Genomic DNA, 14018 nt, shown 5'->3' with positions numbered 1-14018 from the left:
CGAGAGGGCGGGCGGCGGTCCCGCATCGGTCGGAGGGGACCGGCGCGGGACCGCCGTGCAGCGGCCCGGGGAGCGTCTCTTTTCCTCAAGTACCCCGGGCCGGGGCAACCCGGCACCAGGAGGGGCGGTGTGGTCGCGAGACCGGCGCGGTGCCCCGGTCGGGACCGCCTGGAAGCCGGCGCGGGAAGCGCGGCCGGGGCTACCTGAGGGAGTGCCGGGGACTACCTGAGGGAGTACTGCCGGGGGAGCTTGAACCCGCGCTCCGACATCACCTTCCGCAGGCGGTCGGGGTAGTCGGTGATGATGCCGTCGACGCCGTCGTCGATGAGCTTGTTCAGCGTCGGCTCGTCGTCGACGGTCCACGGGATCACCTTGATGCCGAGGCGGTGCGCCTGGTCGACCATCTCCTTGGTGACGTAGGGCTGGTAGCCGGGGTCGGTGATCTTCCCGTTCTGCGGGGTGCCGTGCACGGGGGAGAAGGCGGCCGCGCCGAAGGACTTGATCGCCTTGAGCGGGTCGCCGCCGAAGTCGTCGATGTCGATCCCGCCGAGCCAGGGGGACGCGCCGGGCTGTCCGGTCTGCAGGAAGTCCTTATTGGTCAGGGCCACGAGAGGCAGCTTCCTGTCGACCTGGCGCATCCGCATCAGGGAGCCCCAGTCGAAGCTCTGGATGGTGACCTGGCGCCGCATCCCGGCCTTGCGGATCTCGGCGGCGGTGACCTGGACGAACTGCTCCCTGGGAGCCGTCTGCTGCGGCGCCCCGGCCTCGACCTTGGTCTCGACGTTGAGCATGACGTCGTGCGCGCGGTAGCGCTTGACCAGGTCGAACACCTCGCTCAGCAGGGGCATCCGAGCTCCGGGGTCCGGCCGCTGGCCGGGGAACTCCGGCAGCGTCTGGCTGCCGCAGTCCATGGTCCTGACCTGCGCCAGGGTCAGCGTGTTGATGAACTTGCCGACGTAGGGGAACTCGGGGTCGCCGTCGAACGCGGGGGCGGTGTCCCGGCACTTCTTGCCGTTGATCTGCCGGTCGTGGGTCACGACCGCCTTGCCGTCCTCGGTGATCTGCACGTCGAGTTCGAGCGTGCTGACCCCGACCTCCAGCCCGTTGGCGAACGAGGCGAGAGTGCTCTCCACGACCAGTCCCAGCCCGCCCCGGTGGGCCTGCAGGTCGAAGGCGCGGCGGTGGTGCCTGTCGCCGTCGCCGTCGCCGTGCCCGTCGGCGACCGCCGTCCCGGACAGCGCCCCCATCGCGACACCGATCGTCGCGATCACTGCGGCCGCACGCCATCTACGCATCTGTTGTCCCTCTTCGTGGCTGATCTGTCGGATGAGCGGATCATGGTTGGGTGATCCGTTCCGTTCGAGAATCAGCCACGGGTGCGGCCAGAGGGGATATTGGGACTGAAGAGAGTTTTAAAGCTTTATGACCGTTTCCCGCCTGCCGCGCCGGCCTGCGGGGCGAGGTGTCAGGGGTGCAGGGGGTGGGTGTAGACGAGGCGGAAGCGGTCGCCGGGGACGACGATGTCGCTGGTCTCCACCGGGCGGTCTCCGGCCCAGTGGGTGCGCTCGACGTGCAGGACCTGGACGCCCGCGGGCAGGGCGAGGGCGTCGCTCTCGGCCGGTTGCGGGACGCGGGTGTAGACCTGCTCGACGATCTCGGTGACCTTGACACCGATGGCCGACAGGCGGGCGATCAGGCTCCGGGGGCTCTCCTCCGCGGTCTCGCCGAACTCGGCGGGCTCGTAGGAGGTGGCCAGCTGGATCGGCTTGCCGTCGCCGCGGAAGACGTAGTGGGTGCGGGTGACCGGGGCCGACTCGTCCAGCCGGAGGCGGTGGGCGATGTCCGGGGTGGCGCCGGTGGGCTCGGCCCGCCAGTCCCAGGTGGCCCGGGTGCCCTGCGACTGGATGTCCGCGCCGAAGGGGGCGTGGTGGTCGTGGAAACGCCATCGGTGCAGGGGGAGCAGCACCGGCTGTTCTCGTACGTAGTGACCCGAGCCGACGCGGCCGACGATCAGGCCCTCGGCGACGAGCACGCGCAGCGCGTGCCGGGCGGCGGTCTCGCCCACGCCGTACTTTCTGGTCAGCTGGGCGCGCGAGGGGATCGGGGCGCCGGGGGGAAGGGAGCCGTCGACGATCTGGCGCCGGATGTCGGCGACGACGCGCAGGTAGACAGGATCGGAGCTTGCCACGTGTCCATCCCTGGGGGTCTGGGGCGTTGTCCCATCCTGTCGTATTCAATGCACAACGCAGGGTAATGGCTCCGATTTGGAGCTCCAACTTTACCGCCGCTCTCAGAAGTGGCCAAAAATATCTCAGAGACCCTGTAACGCCCGCGTAAGGAACGCCGATTCAACGGTAGAGGTCGTCGATGTGTGTACCCCCGAGCACATATCGGCGGCCTCTTTCTCGTTCAAGGGTGTCCTCGCCCCTGCCAAAGCGGACAAAGTTCTCGTTATTTCACGTAATCGGGCATGAGGCCTGCGAATGGCATTTTCCGGCCGCCTTGCCTCCCTCCTCCCGGCGGTGACCGGCCTCACCCCCGTCGGCGGAGACCGCCCGGATCCGCGTCCCGATCACTGCGGCCCTCCCGCCGCCCGGGACACCCGGCCCGGTCGCCGTTCCGCCCCCTGTACGGCAGGACCGGAGGGGCCCGCGCGGAGCGTCGGCCGGGGTCCGTCGCGGCGGCGGTGTATATCCGCGTGTACGGTGTGCAGCGGGCACCTCGGGGGGATGTTCGCTCTTGGGCCCATCGGTGGACGGAGGTTAGGCGGGGTGGCGGGGTCCACCGTTTCAGCGGATCCAGGTAGCGTTCGGTCTATGGCAGCGCCAACTGGAACCTCCGACGCCCCCTTCGGCCGCATGCTGACCGCGATGGTCACACCGTTCACGAGTGACGGAGCGGTCGACTACGAGACAGCGGGGCGCCTCGCCACCTACCTGGTGGACGAGCAGCGTAACGACGGCATCGTCGTGAGCGGCACGACGGGGGAGTCCCCGACGACCACGGACGACGAGAAGGAGCGCCTCCTGCGCGCCGTCGTCGAGGCGGTCGGCGACCGCGCCACGGTCGTCGCCGGAGCCGGGACCAACGACACCCACCACAGCGTGGGGCTGGCCGAAGCCGCCGAGCGCGCCGGGGCGCACGGTCTCCTGCTGGTGACGCCGTACTACAGCAAGCCCCCCCAGGAGGGGATCTACCGCCACTTCGCCACCGTGGCGGACGCGACGGCCCTGCCGGTCATGCTCTACGACATCCCCGGCCGGAGCGGCGTGCCGATCCGGAGCGAGACGCTGGCGCGGCTCGCCGGGCACGAGCGGATCGTCGCGGTGAAGGACGCCAAGGCGGACCTGTTCGAGGGATCGCAGATCATCGCGTCCACCGGCCTGGCCTACTACTCGGGTGACGACACGCTCAACCTGCCGTGGCTGTCGGTGGGGGCCGTGGGGTGCGTCAGCGTGATCGGCCACGTCGCGGGTGCGGAGATCGTCGCGATGATCGAGGCGTACCGCTCAGGGGACGTCGCGGGCGCGCTCACCATCCACCGCAGGCTGCTTCCCGTGGTCTCCGGGATCATGATGCAGGCCGGTGGCGCGATCATGGCGAAGGCGGCGTTGTCCCTGGTCGGACAGCCCGCCGGGCCGATGCGGCCGCCTCTGGTGGAGGCGACCCGGGAGCAGCTCACGAGGCTGCGCGAAGACTTGATCGCGGGCGGTGTGAAGCTGCCCGACGAAGTTGTGACATGAGATAAAGCACCGCGGCCCTCACCGGCCGCATCGGGAGGAACGAGAGTTTGCGAGAAAGAAGACACGTCGGTCCGCTGGGGGACGGAGTGCTCGGCGAGGGAGTAGTCCTGCTGCTCACGAGGGCCTCCGTCGCATGTGAGACCTCTGAGAGAGGTGTGGCCGGATGAGTCACCCCCATCCCGAACTCGGGCTGCCGCCCGCGCTGCCCGAGGGTGCCCTGCGCATCGTCGCGCTGGGCGGTCTCGGCGAGATCGGCCGCAACATGGCCGTGTTCGAGTACGAAGGCCGTCTGCTGGTCGTCGACTGCGGGGTGCTGTTCCCCGAGCCCGACCAGCCCGGCATCGACCTGATCCTGCCCGACTTCGAATACATCCGGGGTCGCCTGGACGACATCGAGGCCGTGGTCCTGACCCACGCGCACGAGGACCACATCGGTGCCGTGCCCTACCTGCTGCGCGAGCGCCGCGACATCCCGATCGTGGGATCCAGGCTGACGCTGGCGCTGATCGAGGCCAAGCTCACCGAGCACCGCATCCAGCCGACCAAGCGTGAGGTCGTGGAGGGGGAGCGGCACCGGTTCGGGCCGTTCGAGTGCGAGTTCCTCGCCGTCAACCACTCCATCCCCGACGCGCTGGCCGTCGCGATCAGGACGCCCGCGGGCATCGTCCTGCACACCGGCGACTTCCGGATGGACCAGCTGCCCAGCGACGGGCGGCTGACCGACCTGGGCGGGTTCGCCAGGCTCGGCGCCGAGGGCGTCGACCTGCTGATGTCCGACTCGACCAACGCCGAGGTGCCGGGCTTCGTCACCAGCGAGCGGGAGATCGCGCCGGTCATCGACGAGGTCATCCGCACCGCGGGCAAGCGTGTGATCGTGGCGAGCTTCGCCTCCCACATCCACCGCGTCCAGCAGGTCATCGACTCGGCGGAGAAGCACGGCCGCAAGGTCGCGCTGGTCGGCCGCTCGATGGTGCGCAACATGGGCGTCGCCCGCGACCTGGGCTACCTGAGGGTCTCGCCGGGCCTGATCGTCGACTCCAAGGAGATCGAGGGCTGGCCGCCGGAGGACGTGGTGCTGATCTGCACCGGGTCCCAGGGCGAGCCGATGGCGGCGCTGTCGCGCATGGCCAACCGCGACCACCCGATCCGCATCGCCGAGGGCGACACGGTCCTGCTGGCCTCCTCGCTGGTGCCGGGCAACGAGACCGCGGTCAACAACGTGATCAACGGACTGTCGCGCTGGGGCGCCCGCGTGGTGCACAAGGGCAACGCGAAGGTGCACGTCTCCGGGCACGCCGCCGCCGGTGAGCTGCTGTACGTGCTCAACCTGACGCGGCCGTCCAACTTCATGCCGGTGCACGGCGAGTGGCGCCACCTGCGGGCGCACGCCAAGCTCGCCGCGCTGACCGGGGTGCCCGACGACCACATCGTGATCGCCGAGGACGGCGTCGTGGTGGACCTGGTCGACGGCCGGGCCAAGATCGTGGGCGCGGTTCCCGCCGGTTACGTCTACGTGGACGGCACCTCGGTGGGCGACGTCACCGACTTCGCGCTGAAGGACCGCCGCATCCTGGGCGAGGAGGGCTTCATCTCCATCGTCATCGTGGTCGACACCGCCACCGGCAAGCTCGCCGGCGGCCCGGAGATCCACGCCAGGGGATCCGGCATCGACCCGGCCATGTTCGACGACATCCTGCCGCAGGTCGAGAGGGCCCTGCAGGAGAACGCGGCCGACGGGGTGGTGGACATCCAGCAGGTCCGCCGCGTGGTCCGCAGGACCGTGGGGCGCTGGGTGAGCGACACCTACCGCCGCCGCCCGATGATCATCCCCGTGGTGGTCGAGGTCTGACCCCCGCACCGTACGGCGGCCGCACCGGTCGCCGTACGGGCCGCCGGGCCTTTCCCGTACCGGACGCCGCTCCCGTACCGGTCAGCAGACGCCGCGCAGGGAGCAGACCTTGGCCGCCATCTTCCTGGCGTCCTTCAGCTGCCGGGTGAAGTCGGAGCCGCGCACCTTGCCGTACTCGCCCGCCAGCAGGTAGATCGCGACGGCCCGGCCCTCGCGGACGACGACGGCCCGCTGCCCGCCGATGGCCGGGCGCACGCCCTTGGCGTCGTAGCCCTGGAGGGTGATCCGCACGGCCCGGTCCCCGGCCCGGACGGGCTCGGCCCAGGTCTTGGTGACGGTGCCCTCGGACTTGACGCGGGCGCACCTCTCGACCTGCTTGAGAAGACCGGCCAGCGCCCCGCGCGCGGCGGCCGTGGAGCGGTAGATCACCAGTTGCTCGCCGGAGTGGTGCTCGGGGGCCTGGTAGTCGACGGTCCGCATGGCCACCCGGTCGCGATCGGCGGGGCGGCGCAGGCCGCACGGGTTGACCTCCAGGTTCGCTCCCAGCCTGTCGCTGATGGTCCACTTCTCCTCGCCCGGATACCTCACCGGCTTGCGGGCCTGGGGCTCGTGCAGGAGGAAGTTCCTCGGGATTCCCGCGGCGGTCCTTCCCGTCTCGCCCGTTCCGTCCGGTCCGCCCGTCTCGGCGAGGGCGATGCCGCCCGCGAGGGCGGTCGCGAGGACCGTGCCCGCGACCGTGCCGGCCGCTACCAGCCGGATCGTCGTCCGTGCCATGCCAGTCGTCATCGGTCTTTCCCGTCTGCTCGGTGGTCCGCTCGGTGGCGATTCCCTGTGTGGTCCCTATGTGGGACCCGGCTCCGGCGGGAAAAGTTCTCGTTTCCGGGATCGTTTTCCGGGCGCCCGCGCGTGACGGGAATCGCGGTGAGTGCGCGGGGAAGGGGGCCGTTGTATGCTCACAGTGTTCTATGTAGCAGCTTCTAATTTCATGTAATAGAACAATGGAGGGGCGATGGAGGTACGGCACGCCACGGCACCCGACCAGATCACCGGGGCGACCACCGACTGGCTGCGCCGCCGGTTCCTGGTGGAACAGCTCTTCGTGCCAGGGGAGGTCCGGCTGCTCTACTCCCACGAGGATCGCATCGTGGTCGGCGGAGCCCTGCCGGGCGACGGGCCACTGAGACTGCACTGCCCCGACCCGCTCAGGTCGGAGTACTTCCTGGAGCGCCGCGAGCTCGGCGTGGTCAACATCGGCGAGCCCGGCACGGTGACCGTCGACGGCGCCGCGTACCCCCTGGCTCCCAGGGAATGCCTCTACGTCGGCAGGGGCGCCCGCGAGGTGGTCTTCGAGGGCGGCGCGTTCTATCTGGTCTCCACCTCCGCGCACGCGGCCCTCCCGACGGTCGCCGCGACCCTGGAGGACGCCGAGCCGGTACGGCTGGGCGGCCAGGACGGCTCCAACGACCGGACGATCTACAAGTACGTTCACGCCAAGGGCATCCAGAGCTGCCAGCTCGTGCTCGGCGTGACGGTGCTGGAGCCCGGCAGCATGTGGAACACCATGCCCTGCCACACCCACGAGCGCAGGACCGAGGTCTACCTTTACTTCGACCTGCCGCCCGGCGAGCGGGTGATCCATCTGATGGGACGGCCCGACGAGACGCGCAACCTCGTCGTCGCCGACCGTCAGGCGGTCGTCTCCCCGCCCTGGTCGGTGCACTGCGGCTTCGGCACGAGAAGTTACTCCTTCGTCTGGGCGATGGGCGGGGAGAACCAGGCCTTCGAGGACATGGAGCAGGTCGAGATCGGCGAGCTGCGCTGATGTTCTCGCTGGAGGGCAGGACCGCGCTCGTCACCGGCGCGCGGACCGGGATCGGCCGGGCCCTCGCCGTGGGCCTGGCGGCGGCGGGGGCCGACATCGTGCTGCACGGCCGCGACGACGACCTGGACGAGGTCGAGGCGGAGGTCCGCAAGACCGGCAGGCAGGCCTCCCGGTGGGTCCTCGACCTGTCGGACCCGCGGGCCGTCCCCGAGGCGGCCGGGCGGCTGGGCCCGGTCGACGTGCTGGTCAACAATGCCGGGATCATCCGCAGGGCCCCGGCCGCCGAGCACTCCCACGAGTCCTTCCGCGAGGTGCTCGACGTCAACCTGGACGCGGTCTTCCTGCTCAGCCAGGTCCTGGGGGCGCGGATGCTCGCCCGGGGGTCCGGGAAGATCATCATGATCGCCTCCATGCTGTCCTTCCAGGGCGGCGTCAACGTCGTCGGCTACACCGCGGCCAAGCACGGCGTCGCCGGCCTCACGCGGGCGCTGGCCTGCGAGTGGGCGGGCTCGGGGGTGCAGGTCAACGCGATCGCCCCCGGCTACATCAGGACCGGCAACACCGAGCGGCTCTGGGACGACCCGGCGCGGGAGGCCGAGATCAGGGGCCGTATCCCGGCCGGGCGCTGGGGCAGGCCCGAGGATCTCGTGGGCGCCGCCGTCTTCCTGGCGTCCGGCGCCTCCGACTACGTCAACGGGCACCTGCTGGCGGTCGACGGAGGCTGGTTGGCGCGCTGACCAGTAGGCTCACGATCGTGGTCAGGGAAGGCAGTTCCATCGACAAGGCGCTGGCGGTGCTGGAGGCGATCGCCGAGCACCACCGCGTGACCGACATAGCCGCCGCGACGGGCGTGTCCAAATCGACCGTCCATCGCATCCTCCAGTCGCTCGTCGAGTGGGGGTTCGCGCGGGCCGACGGCCGGGGCGGCTACGAGCCGGGCCCCCGGATCCTCACGCTGGCGGGCCGGGTCATGAACCGCTTCGACCCGGCCCGCCAGGCCTCCGGCGCGCTCAACGCCCTGCACGAGCGGATCGGCTACACCACGCACTTCGCGATCCGCAGCGGGGACGAGGCCGTCTACGTCGACAAGCTGGAGGGCCGGCGGCCCTACCAGATGCCCTCCCGCGTCGGGATGAGCCTGCGCCTGCACTGCACCGCGATCGGCAAGGCGGTCCTGGCCCAGCTCGGCGCCGACGAGGTCCGCGCCATCTGCGCCCGTACGGGCATGCCCGCCCCGACCCCCACCACGCTGGCGACGCCGGAGGCCCTGCTGGCCGATCTCGAGTTGGTACGGTCCCGCGGTTACTCGCTCGACAACGAGGAGAACCTGCCCGGCATCCTCTGCGTCGGCGCCCCGGTCTTCGACCACACCGGCCAGGTGCTCGGCGGCATCTCCATCTCCGCCCTCGCGATGGACATGGGCCACGAGGACCTGGAGCGGTTCGCGCCCGACGTCGTCGCCGCGGCCCGCGAGGTCTCCGCCGCCCTCGGCGCCCCCGGCGCTCCCGCCGCCCCGGCGCTCAACGGCTGAGCCGATCCGCCCGCGTCCCGATCGCTGAGACGGTTACGCCCTTCAGTTGTTCCATGTAATGGAATGTGATCTCATGTTATGCAACAACCTGACCTGGAGGATGCAGCATGCCGAACATCACCGTGGAACTCCTGTCCGGCAGGACCCTCGACCAGCGCCGCGAGTTCGTGGCGGCGCTGACCGAGGCGGCCGTGGACATCCTGAAGGCGCGTCGCGAGGCGGTCCGCATCGTCTTCACCGAGATCGAGAAGTCGGACGTGGCCAACGGCGGCGTCCTGGAGTCCGACAAATAGCCGAGGTCCGACAAGCGGCCGAGGTGCGGCGGGGGTCCGGCTCCCGGACCCGCTGAATTCCCGGTCCGCGTGTTTCCCCTCCCCTCCCGGTGGAAGGAGCCTGTTCCCGGGCGGGCGGGTCCTGGAGCCCGCCGCGCCCGGGAACAGCCGCGCGGCCGCCGCGCCGCGCCCGGGAACAGCCGCGCGGCCGCCGCGCCGCGCCGTGGAGGCCCTCGTCGAGGCCCCACGACGTTGTGGAGATCCACACCGTGCCCGTGCGAGCCCGGCCAGGCACTCCACGCCGTGAAGGCCTCCACCGCGCCGTGAAGGCCCCCACCGCGTCGTTGGGGGCCCACGCCGTACCGGGGGAGGGGGTCAGCCGACCGCTCCGGCCCGCTGCTGCTGCTCCGGGTCGGTGGACCCGGGCTCGGTGGACAGGGAGTCGACGAGCGCGTCGCGGTCCTCGCTGTTCTCCGGCCTCAGGAACCCGATCGCCACGTACAGGATCAGCGAGGTGACCAGCGGGACGCCGACGACCATCGCCGTGTCCTTGGACTCGATGATCCACTTGATGTACGCCCACACGCCCAGCCCCGCGGCCCAGGAGACGATGGCCGCGGTCGGGCCGCTCCGCTTGAACCACGGCAGCATGCCCAGCATCAGCGGGATCGAGATCGGTCCCATCGTCGCGGCTACCAGGTCGACGACGATCTTCAGCACGACGCCCTGACCCTCGGTCGAGATCGCGATCACCATGCTGATCAGGACGAAGGTGAACGTGGTCACCCGGGCGAAGGTCAGCTCGGCCCGCGCCGACAGCTCGCGCACCTTGCGGACGATCACCGGGGCGATGTCCCTGGTGATGACCGAGGAGATCACGTTGGCGTCGGAGGCGACCATGGCCATGGTGTGCGAGAAGAAGCCCGCGAGCACCAGCCCGATCAGGCCCTGCGGCAGCAGGGTCTGCGCCAGCCGTACGTACGCCTCCTCGGCGTTGGCCAGGCCCGGCACGATGAGCGGCGCGGCGAACATCGGGATGAAGAGGATCAGCGGCCAGACCAGCCACAGCGCGCTGGACAGCAGCGCCGAGCGCTTCGCGGCCGAACCCGAGGGCGAGGCCATGTAGCGCTGGGCCAGGTTCCACATGCCGCCGTTGTACTCGAAGGTCTTGATGAAGAGCATGGCGAGGAAGAACGTGGTGGTGTACGGCCCGGCGAACGGGTCGCCGTGGCCCGGGGGCAGCTTGTCCCACATGGTCCACAGGGTGGAGACGCCGTCCAGCTGGGCCATGATCGCGACGAACATGGCGATGCCCGCGACGCCCTGGATGACGAACTGCCCGAAGTCGGTGAGCACGTCCGCCCACAGCCCTCCGGCGGTGATGTAGACCAGCGTGACGGCCCCGGTGATCAGGATGCCCCACTGGATCGGGATGCCCGCGAAGCCCCTGAGCAGGATGGCGATCGCCACCCACTTGGCCGCGATGTCCACGACCTTCAGCAGCGCGCCGCTGTAGGCCAGCACCTGCTGGGTCGGCAGGTTGTAGCGCCGGGCGAGGTATTCCAGCGGGGAGACCACGCCGTGCTTGGAACGGAGCCGGTTCCAGCGGGCCGCCCACACGAAGGCGCCGATCCCGACGCCGAGGCCGATCGTCAGCGCCCACCAGACGTACATCGCGAGCCCGTAGTTGTAGGCCACGGCCGCGAACGCCACGAACATGATCGCGCTGTATCCCGACATGTGGTGCGAGATGCCGGACAGCCACCAGGGGATACGGCCCCCGGCGGTGAAGAAGTCGATCACGGTTTTGATGCGGCGCTTCGACCACACGCCGATACCGATCATGACAAGGAAGTACGCGCCCAGAACGGACCAGTCGAGTGCGGACATGTGTCTCCTCCCAACGCCCTGTTGGTGAGGAGGTTCTACTACATGAAACGCAATGTCAATACATGGAATGGAAGACGCTTTCCGGTAGACCAATGGGACCTTTAGCGCCCCGTATCACTGTTCACGAAGTATCGACCGATCTTGTGAAACGTCGGCGAGGGTCGGGCGGCTGCGGCGAGTCGGCGCGCAATCCACCACCCGTCTCGTTAACCTCCCTAACATGGCCACCCGTACGTCTAAAGGCTCCTCAGGAAAGCCCCCCGGCAAGGGGTCCTCCGGCCGTTCGGGCGCCTCCCAGGCCCGTACGGCCCCCGCCAGGCGGGCGCCCGCCGGCCGGGGGAGGAGCGCGAGTCAGGCCCGCAGGCCCTCACCCCAGCACGACCCGATCAGCTGGGTGCTCATCATGATCGGCAAGCTGTTCATGGGCATCTGGATGCTCCTGGCGGGGGGCATCGGCGGCGCGGCGCGGGCCCTGGGGCAGAACGCGCGCGAGCTCGACCCCGTGCACCGCCGCGACGGGCTCGGCCTGGCGGTGTTCGCCGGGGCGGTCGTGCTGGCCGCGATGACCTGGCGCAAGAACACCGGCACGGTCTCCACCGTGGTCGACGGCGTCATGCGCGGCGTCTTCGGCTCGCTGACCTGGGTGATCCCGATCCTTCTCATGCTGCTGGCCTGGCGGCTGCTGCGCCACCCCGACCAGAACGCCGACACCGGCCGGATGATCATCGGCTGGTCCGCCCTGACCATCGGCGTGCTCGGCGTCGTGCACGTCGTCCACGGCACGCCGTACCCCTCGGGGGGCAGCTCCGACGGCATGGACAAGGTGTCGGCCGCCGGAGGGATGATCGGCTTCATCGTCTCGGCGCCCCCGGCGAGCATCCTGCCGTCCTTCATCACCATCCCGCTGCTGCTGATCATGTCGGGCTTCGGCATCCTGGTCATCACCGCGACGCCGGTGCACCGGGTGCCCGAGCGGCTGGCCGAGATCCGGCACATGCTCTTCAACCGCGACCAGCCCCCCACGCCTCGGGCGTCCAGGAGGAAGCCCGCCACGCGCAAGAAGCCGGAGCCCGAGGGCACCGAGCTGGGCGACCACGTCAAGCCCTACGACACGCCCCTGGTCGCCGAGACCCCCGGCGGTCCCTCCGGGCACTCCCCGGAGATCGTGCCCGGCCTGGTGGACGAGGAGGCGGCCGACGCGGCGGTCAGGGCCGAGTCGTCGGCGCCCCCCGAGCCGACCCCCGCCCCGCGCAAGGTCGAGCAGCTCGTCCTGTCCCCCCAGGCGGGCCCGTACACCCTGCCCGAGTCGCAGCTGCTGCGCCCGGGCACCGCGCCCAAGCCGCAGACGAAGGCCAACACCGTCGTCGTCAACGCGCTGACCAGCGTGATGGAGCAGTTCGCCATCGACGCCCAGGTGATCGGCTTCACCCGGGGACCGACGGTGACGCGCTACGAGATCGAGCTCGGCCCGGCGGTCAAGGTCGAGAAGGTCACCGCGCTCACCAAGAACATCGCGTACGCGGTCAAGTCGGCCGATGTCCGGATCCTGTCCCCGATCCCCGGCAAGTCGGCGATCGGGGTCGAGATCCCCAACACCGACAAGGACCTCGTCTCGCTGGGCGACATCCTGCGCTCCCCGGTCGCCCAGGCCGACCACCACCCGATGATCGTCGGGCTCGGCAAGGACGTCGAGGGGCGCACGATAGTGGCCAACCTGGCCAAGATGCCGCACCTGCTCATCGCGGGCGCCACCGGCGCGGGAAAGTCGGTCTGCGTCAACGGGCTGATCACCTCGATCCTGATGCGGGCCACCCCCGACGAGGTCCGCATGGTCCTGGTCGACCCCAAGCGGGTCGAGCTCAGCGTCTACGAGGGCATCCCGCACCTGATCACGCCGATCATCACCAACCCCAAGAAGGCCGCCGAGGCCCTGGAGTGGGTCGTCGGGGAGATGGACCGCCGCTACGACGACCTGGCCGCCAGCGGCTTCCGGCACGTCGACGACTTCAACAAGGCGGTCCGCGCCGGCAAGCTGGTGCCGCCGCCGGGCAGCGAGCGGGTCTACCAGCCCTACCCCTACCTGCTGGTGATCGTCGACGAGCTCGCCGACCTGATGATGGTCGCCCCGCGCGACGTCGAGGACTCCATCGTCCGCATCACCCAGCTCGCCCGCGCCGCCGGGATCCACCTGGTCATCGCCACCCAGCGCCCCAGCGTGGACGTGGTCACCGGCCTGATCAAGGCCAACGTGCCCTCCCGGCTCGCCTTCGCCACCTCCTCGCTGGCCGACTCCCGGGTCATCCTGGACCAGCCGGGCGCCGAGAAGCTCGTCGGGCAGGGCGACTCGCTCTTCCTGCCGATGGGGGCCAGCAAGCCCATGCGGCTGCAGAACGCCTTCGTCTCCGAGAAGGAGATCGGCGAGATCGTCGGGCACTGCAAGGCCCAGATGGCGGTCGAGTACCGCGACGACGTGGCCGCCGTGGCGACCGCCAAGAAGGAGATCGACGAGGACATCGGCGACGACCTCGACCTGCTGGTCCAGGCGGCCGAGCTCATCGTGACCACCCAGTTCGGCTCGACCTCGATGCTCCAGCGCAAGCTCAGGGTCGGTTTCGCCAAGGCGGGCCGCCTGATGGACCTGCTGGAGAGCAGGAACGTCGTCGGGCCCAGCGAGGGGTCGAAGGCGCGAGAGGTCATGGTCAAGCCGGACGAGCTTCCGGGCCTGCTGGCCGACCTGCGCGGAGGCTGACGGGGGCCGTACGGGGGGCTCCGGCCGCCCGTACCGGGAAGTGCCGGTACATATCAGGGAATACCGCCCCCCAACCGGCTCGCCCGGGGATGACGGCGCCGTGCGGGAATGGGACCCCCGCCGCGCATCCTCCACGCGGTTACTGATTGAATAGGTATCGCT

11 protein-coding genes are annotated in these 14018 nt (G+C 70.1%); 7 read left to right on the top strand and 4 right to left on the bottom strand.

Features of this window, described 5'->3' with window-relative positions:
• Window positions 1–221: 221 nt before the first annotated feature.
• On the bottom strand, window positions 222–1295 hold the full coding sequence (locus AB0F88_RS05320) for a glycerophosphodiester phosphodiesterase family protein (RefSeq protein WP_362677581.1): 1074 nt from the start codon (window positions 1293–1295) through the stop codon (window positions 222–224).
• Between the two features lie 170 nt (window positions 1296–1465).
• Window positions 1466–2188: a GntR family transcriptional regulator gene (locus tag AB0F88_RS05315; RefSeq protein ID WP_362677579.1), complete on the bottom strand. Its 723-nt coding sequence runs from the start codon at window positions 2186–2188 to the stop codon at window positions 1466–1468.
• A 628-nt stretch (window positions 2189–2816) separates the two neighbouring features.
• Between AB0F88_RS05315 and dapA the strand changes: the two genes are divergently transcribed.
• Complete coding sequence (dapA, locus tag AB0F88_RS05310) at window positions 2817–3743, top strand: 4-hydroxy-tetrahydrodipicolinate synthase (protein ID WP_362677577.1); 927 nt, start codon at window positions 2817–2819, stop codon at window positions 3741–3743.
• 163 nt (window positions 3744–3906) lie between these two features.
• Window positions 3907–5592 (top strand): ribonuclease J, encoded by a 1686-nt coding sequence (locus AB0F88_RS05305; protein WP_362677575.1) that lies wholly within the window; start codon window positions 3907–3909, stop codon window positions 5590–5592.
• A gap of 81 nt (window positions 5593–5673) precedes the next feature.
• On the opposite strand, the gene AB0F88_RS05300 is transcribed toward AB0F88_RS05305, so the two are convergent.
• Entirely contained in the window at window positions 5674–6378 is a 705-nt protein-coding gene (locus tag AB0F88_RS05300) for a hypothetical protein (protein ID WP_362677573.1), read from the bottom strand.
• Window positions 6379–6601: 223 nt separating this feature from the next.
• Between AB0F88_RS05300 and kduI the strand changes: the two genes are divergently transcribed.
• The 4 genes from kduI to AB0F88_RS05280 all read left to right on the top strand — a co-directional run bounded on the left by kduI (window position 6602) and on the right by AB0F88_RS05280 (window position 9238).
• The gene (kduI, locus tag AB0F88_RS05295) at window positions 6602–7414 is read left to right on the top strand and encodes a 5-dehydro-4-deoxy-D-glucuronate isomerase (RefSeq protein WP_362677571.1); all 813 of its coding nucleotides are present in this window, start codon (window positions 6602–6604) and stop codon (window positions 7412–7414) included.
• Window positions 7414–8151, top strand: coding sequence for an SDR family oxidoreductase (locus AB0F88_RS05290; RefSeq protein ID WP_362677569.1), 738 nt, complete (start codon window positions 7414–7416; stop codon window positions 8149–8151). The genes kduI and AB0F88_RS05290 overlap by 1 nt, the downstream gene beginning before the upstream one ends.
• 17 nt (window positions 8152–8168) lie before the next feature.
• Entirely contained in the window at window positions 8169–8945 is a 777-nt protein-coding gene (locus AB0F88_RS05285; RefSeq protein WP_362677567.1) for an IclR family transcriptional regulator, read from the top strand.
• Between the two features lie 107 nt (window positions 8946–9052).
• Window positions 9053–9238 (top strand): tautomerase family protein, encoded by a 186-nt coding sequence (locus tag AB0F88_RS05280; protein WP_344745492.1) that lies wholly within the window; start codon window positions 9053–9055, stop codon window positions 9236–9238.
• Between the two features lie 354 nt (window positions 9239–9592).
• Here AB0F88_RS05280 and AB0F88_RS05275 read toward each other — a convergent pair whose 3' ends face one another.
• Window positions 9593–11107, bottom strand: coding sequence for a sodium:solute symporter family protein (locus AB0F88_RS05275; protein ID WP_362677564.1), 1515 nt, complete (start codon window positions 11105–11107; stop codon window positions 9593–9595).
• Window positions 11108–11327: 220 nt separating this feature from the next.
• Here AB0F88_RS05275 and AB0F88_RS05270 point away from each other — a divergent pair, with 220 nt between their 5' ends.
• Window positions 11328–13856: a DNA translocase FtsK gene (locus AB0F88_RS05270; protein WP_362677562.1), complete on the top strand. Its 2529-nt coding sequence runs from the start codon at window positions 11328–11330 to the stop codon at window positions 13854–13856.
• Window positions 13857–14018 lie beyond the last annotated feature (162 nt).

Source organism: Streptosporangium sp. NPDC023963, assembly GCF_040639135.1.
Lineage (GTDB): Bacteria > Actinomycetota > Actinomycetes > Streptosporangiales > Streptosporangiaceae > Streptosporangium.
The sequence above is the reverse complement of the archived record's forward strand: the minus strand, read 5'-3'. Positions and strand labels throughout refer to the sequence as shown.

Coding starts and splice junctions, on each gene's coding strand:
- AB0F88_RS05305 (WP_362677575.1), top strand. CDS start 3,907: ATGAGTCACCCCCATCCCGAACTCGGGCTGCCGCCCGCGCTGCCCGAG.
- kduI (WP_362677571.1), top strand. CDS start 6,602: ATGGAGGTACGGCACGCCACGGCACCCGACCAGATCACCGGGGCGACC.
- AB0F88_RS05320 (WP_362677581.1), bottom strand. CDS start 1,295: ATGCGTAGATGGCGTGCGGCCGCAGTGATCGCGACGATCGGTGTCGCG.
- dapA (WP_362677577.1), top strand. CDS start 2,817: ATGGCAGCGCCAACTGGAACCTCCGACGCCCCCTTCGGCCGCATGCTG.
- AB0F88_RS05300 (WP_362677573.1), bottom strand. CDS start 6,378: ATGACGACTGGCATGGCACGGACGACGATCCGGCTGGTAGCGGCCGGC.
- AB0F88_RS05290 (WP_362677569.1), top strand. CDS start 7,414: ATGTTCTCGCTGGAGGGCAGGACCGCGCTCGTCACCGGCGCGCGGACC.
- AB0F88_RS05280 (WP_344745492.1), top strand. CDS start 9,053: ATGCCGAACATCACCGTGGAACTCCTGTCCGGCAGGACCCTCGACCAG.
- AB0F88_RS05275 (WP_362677564.1), bottom strand. CDS start 11,107: ATGTCCGCACTCGACTGGTCCGTTCTGGGCGCGTACTTCCTTGTCATG.
- AB0F88_RS05270 (WP_362677562.1), top strand. CDS start 11,328: ATGGCCACCCGTACGTCTAAAGGCTCCTCAGGAAAGCCCCCCGGCAAG.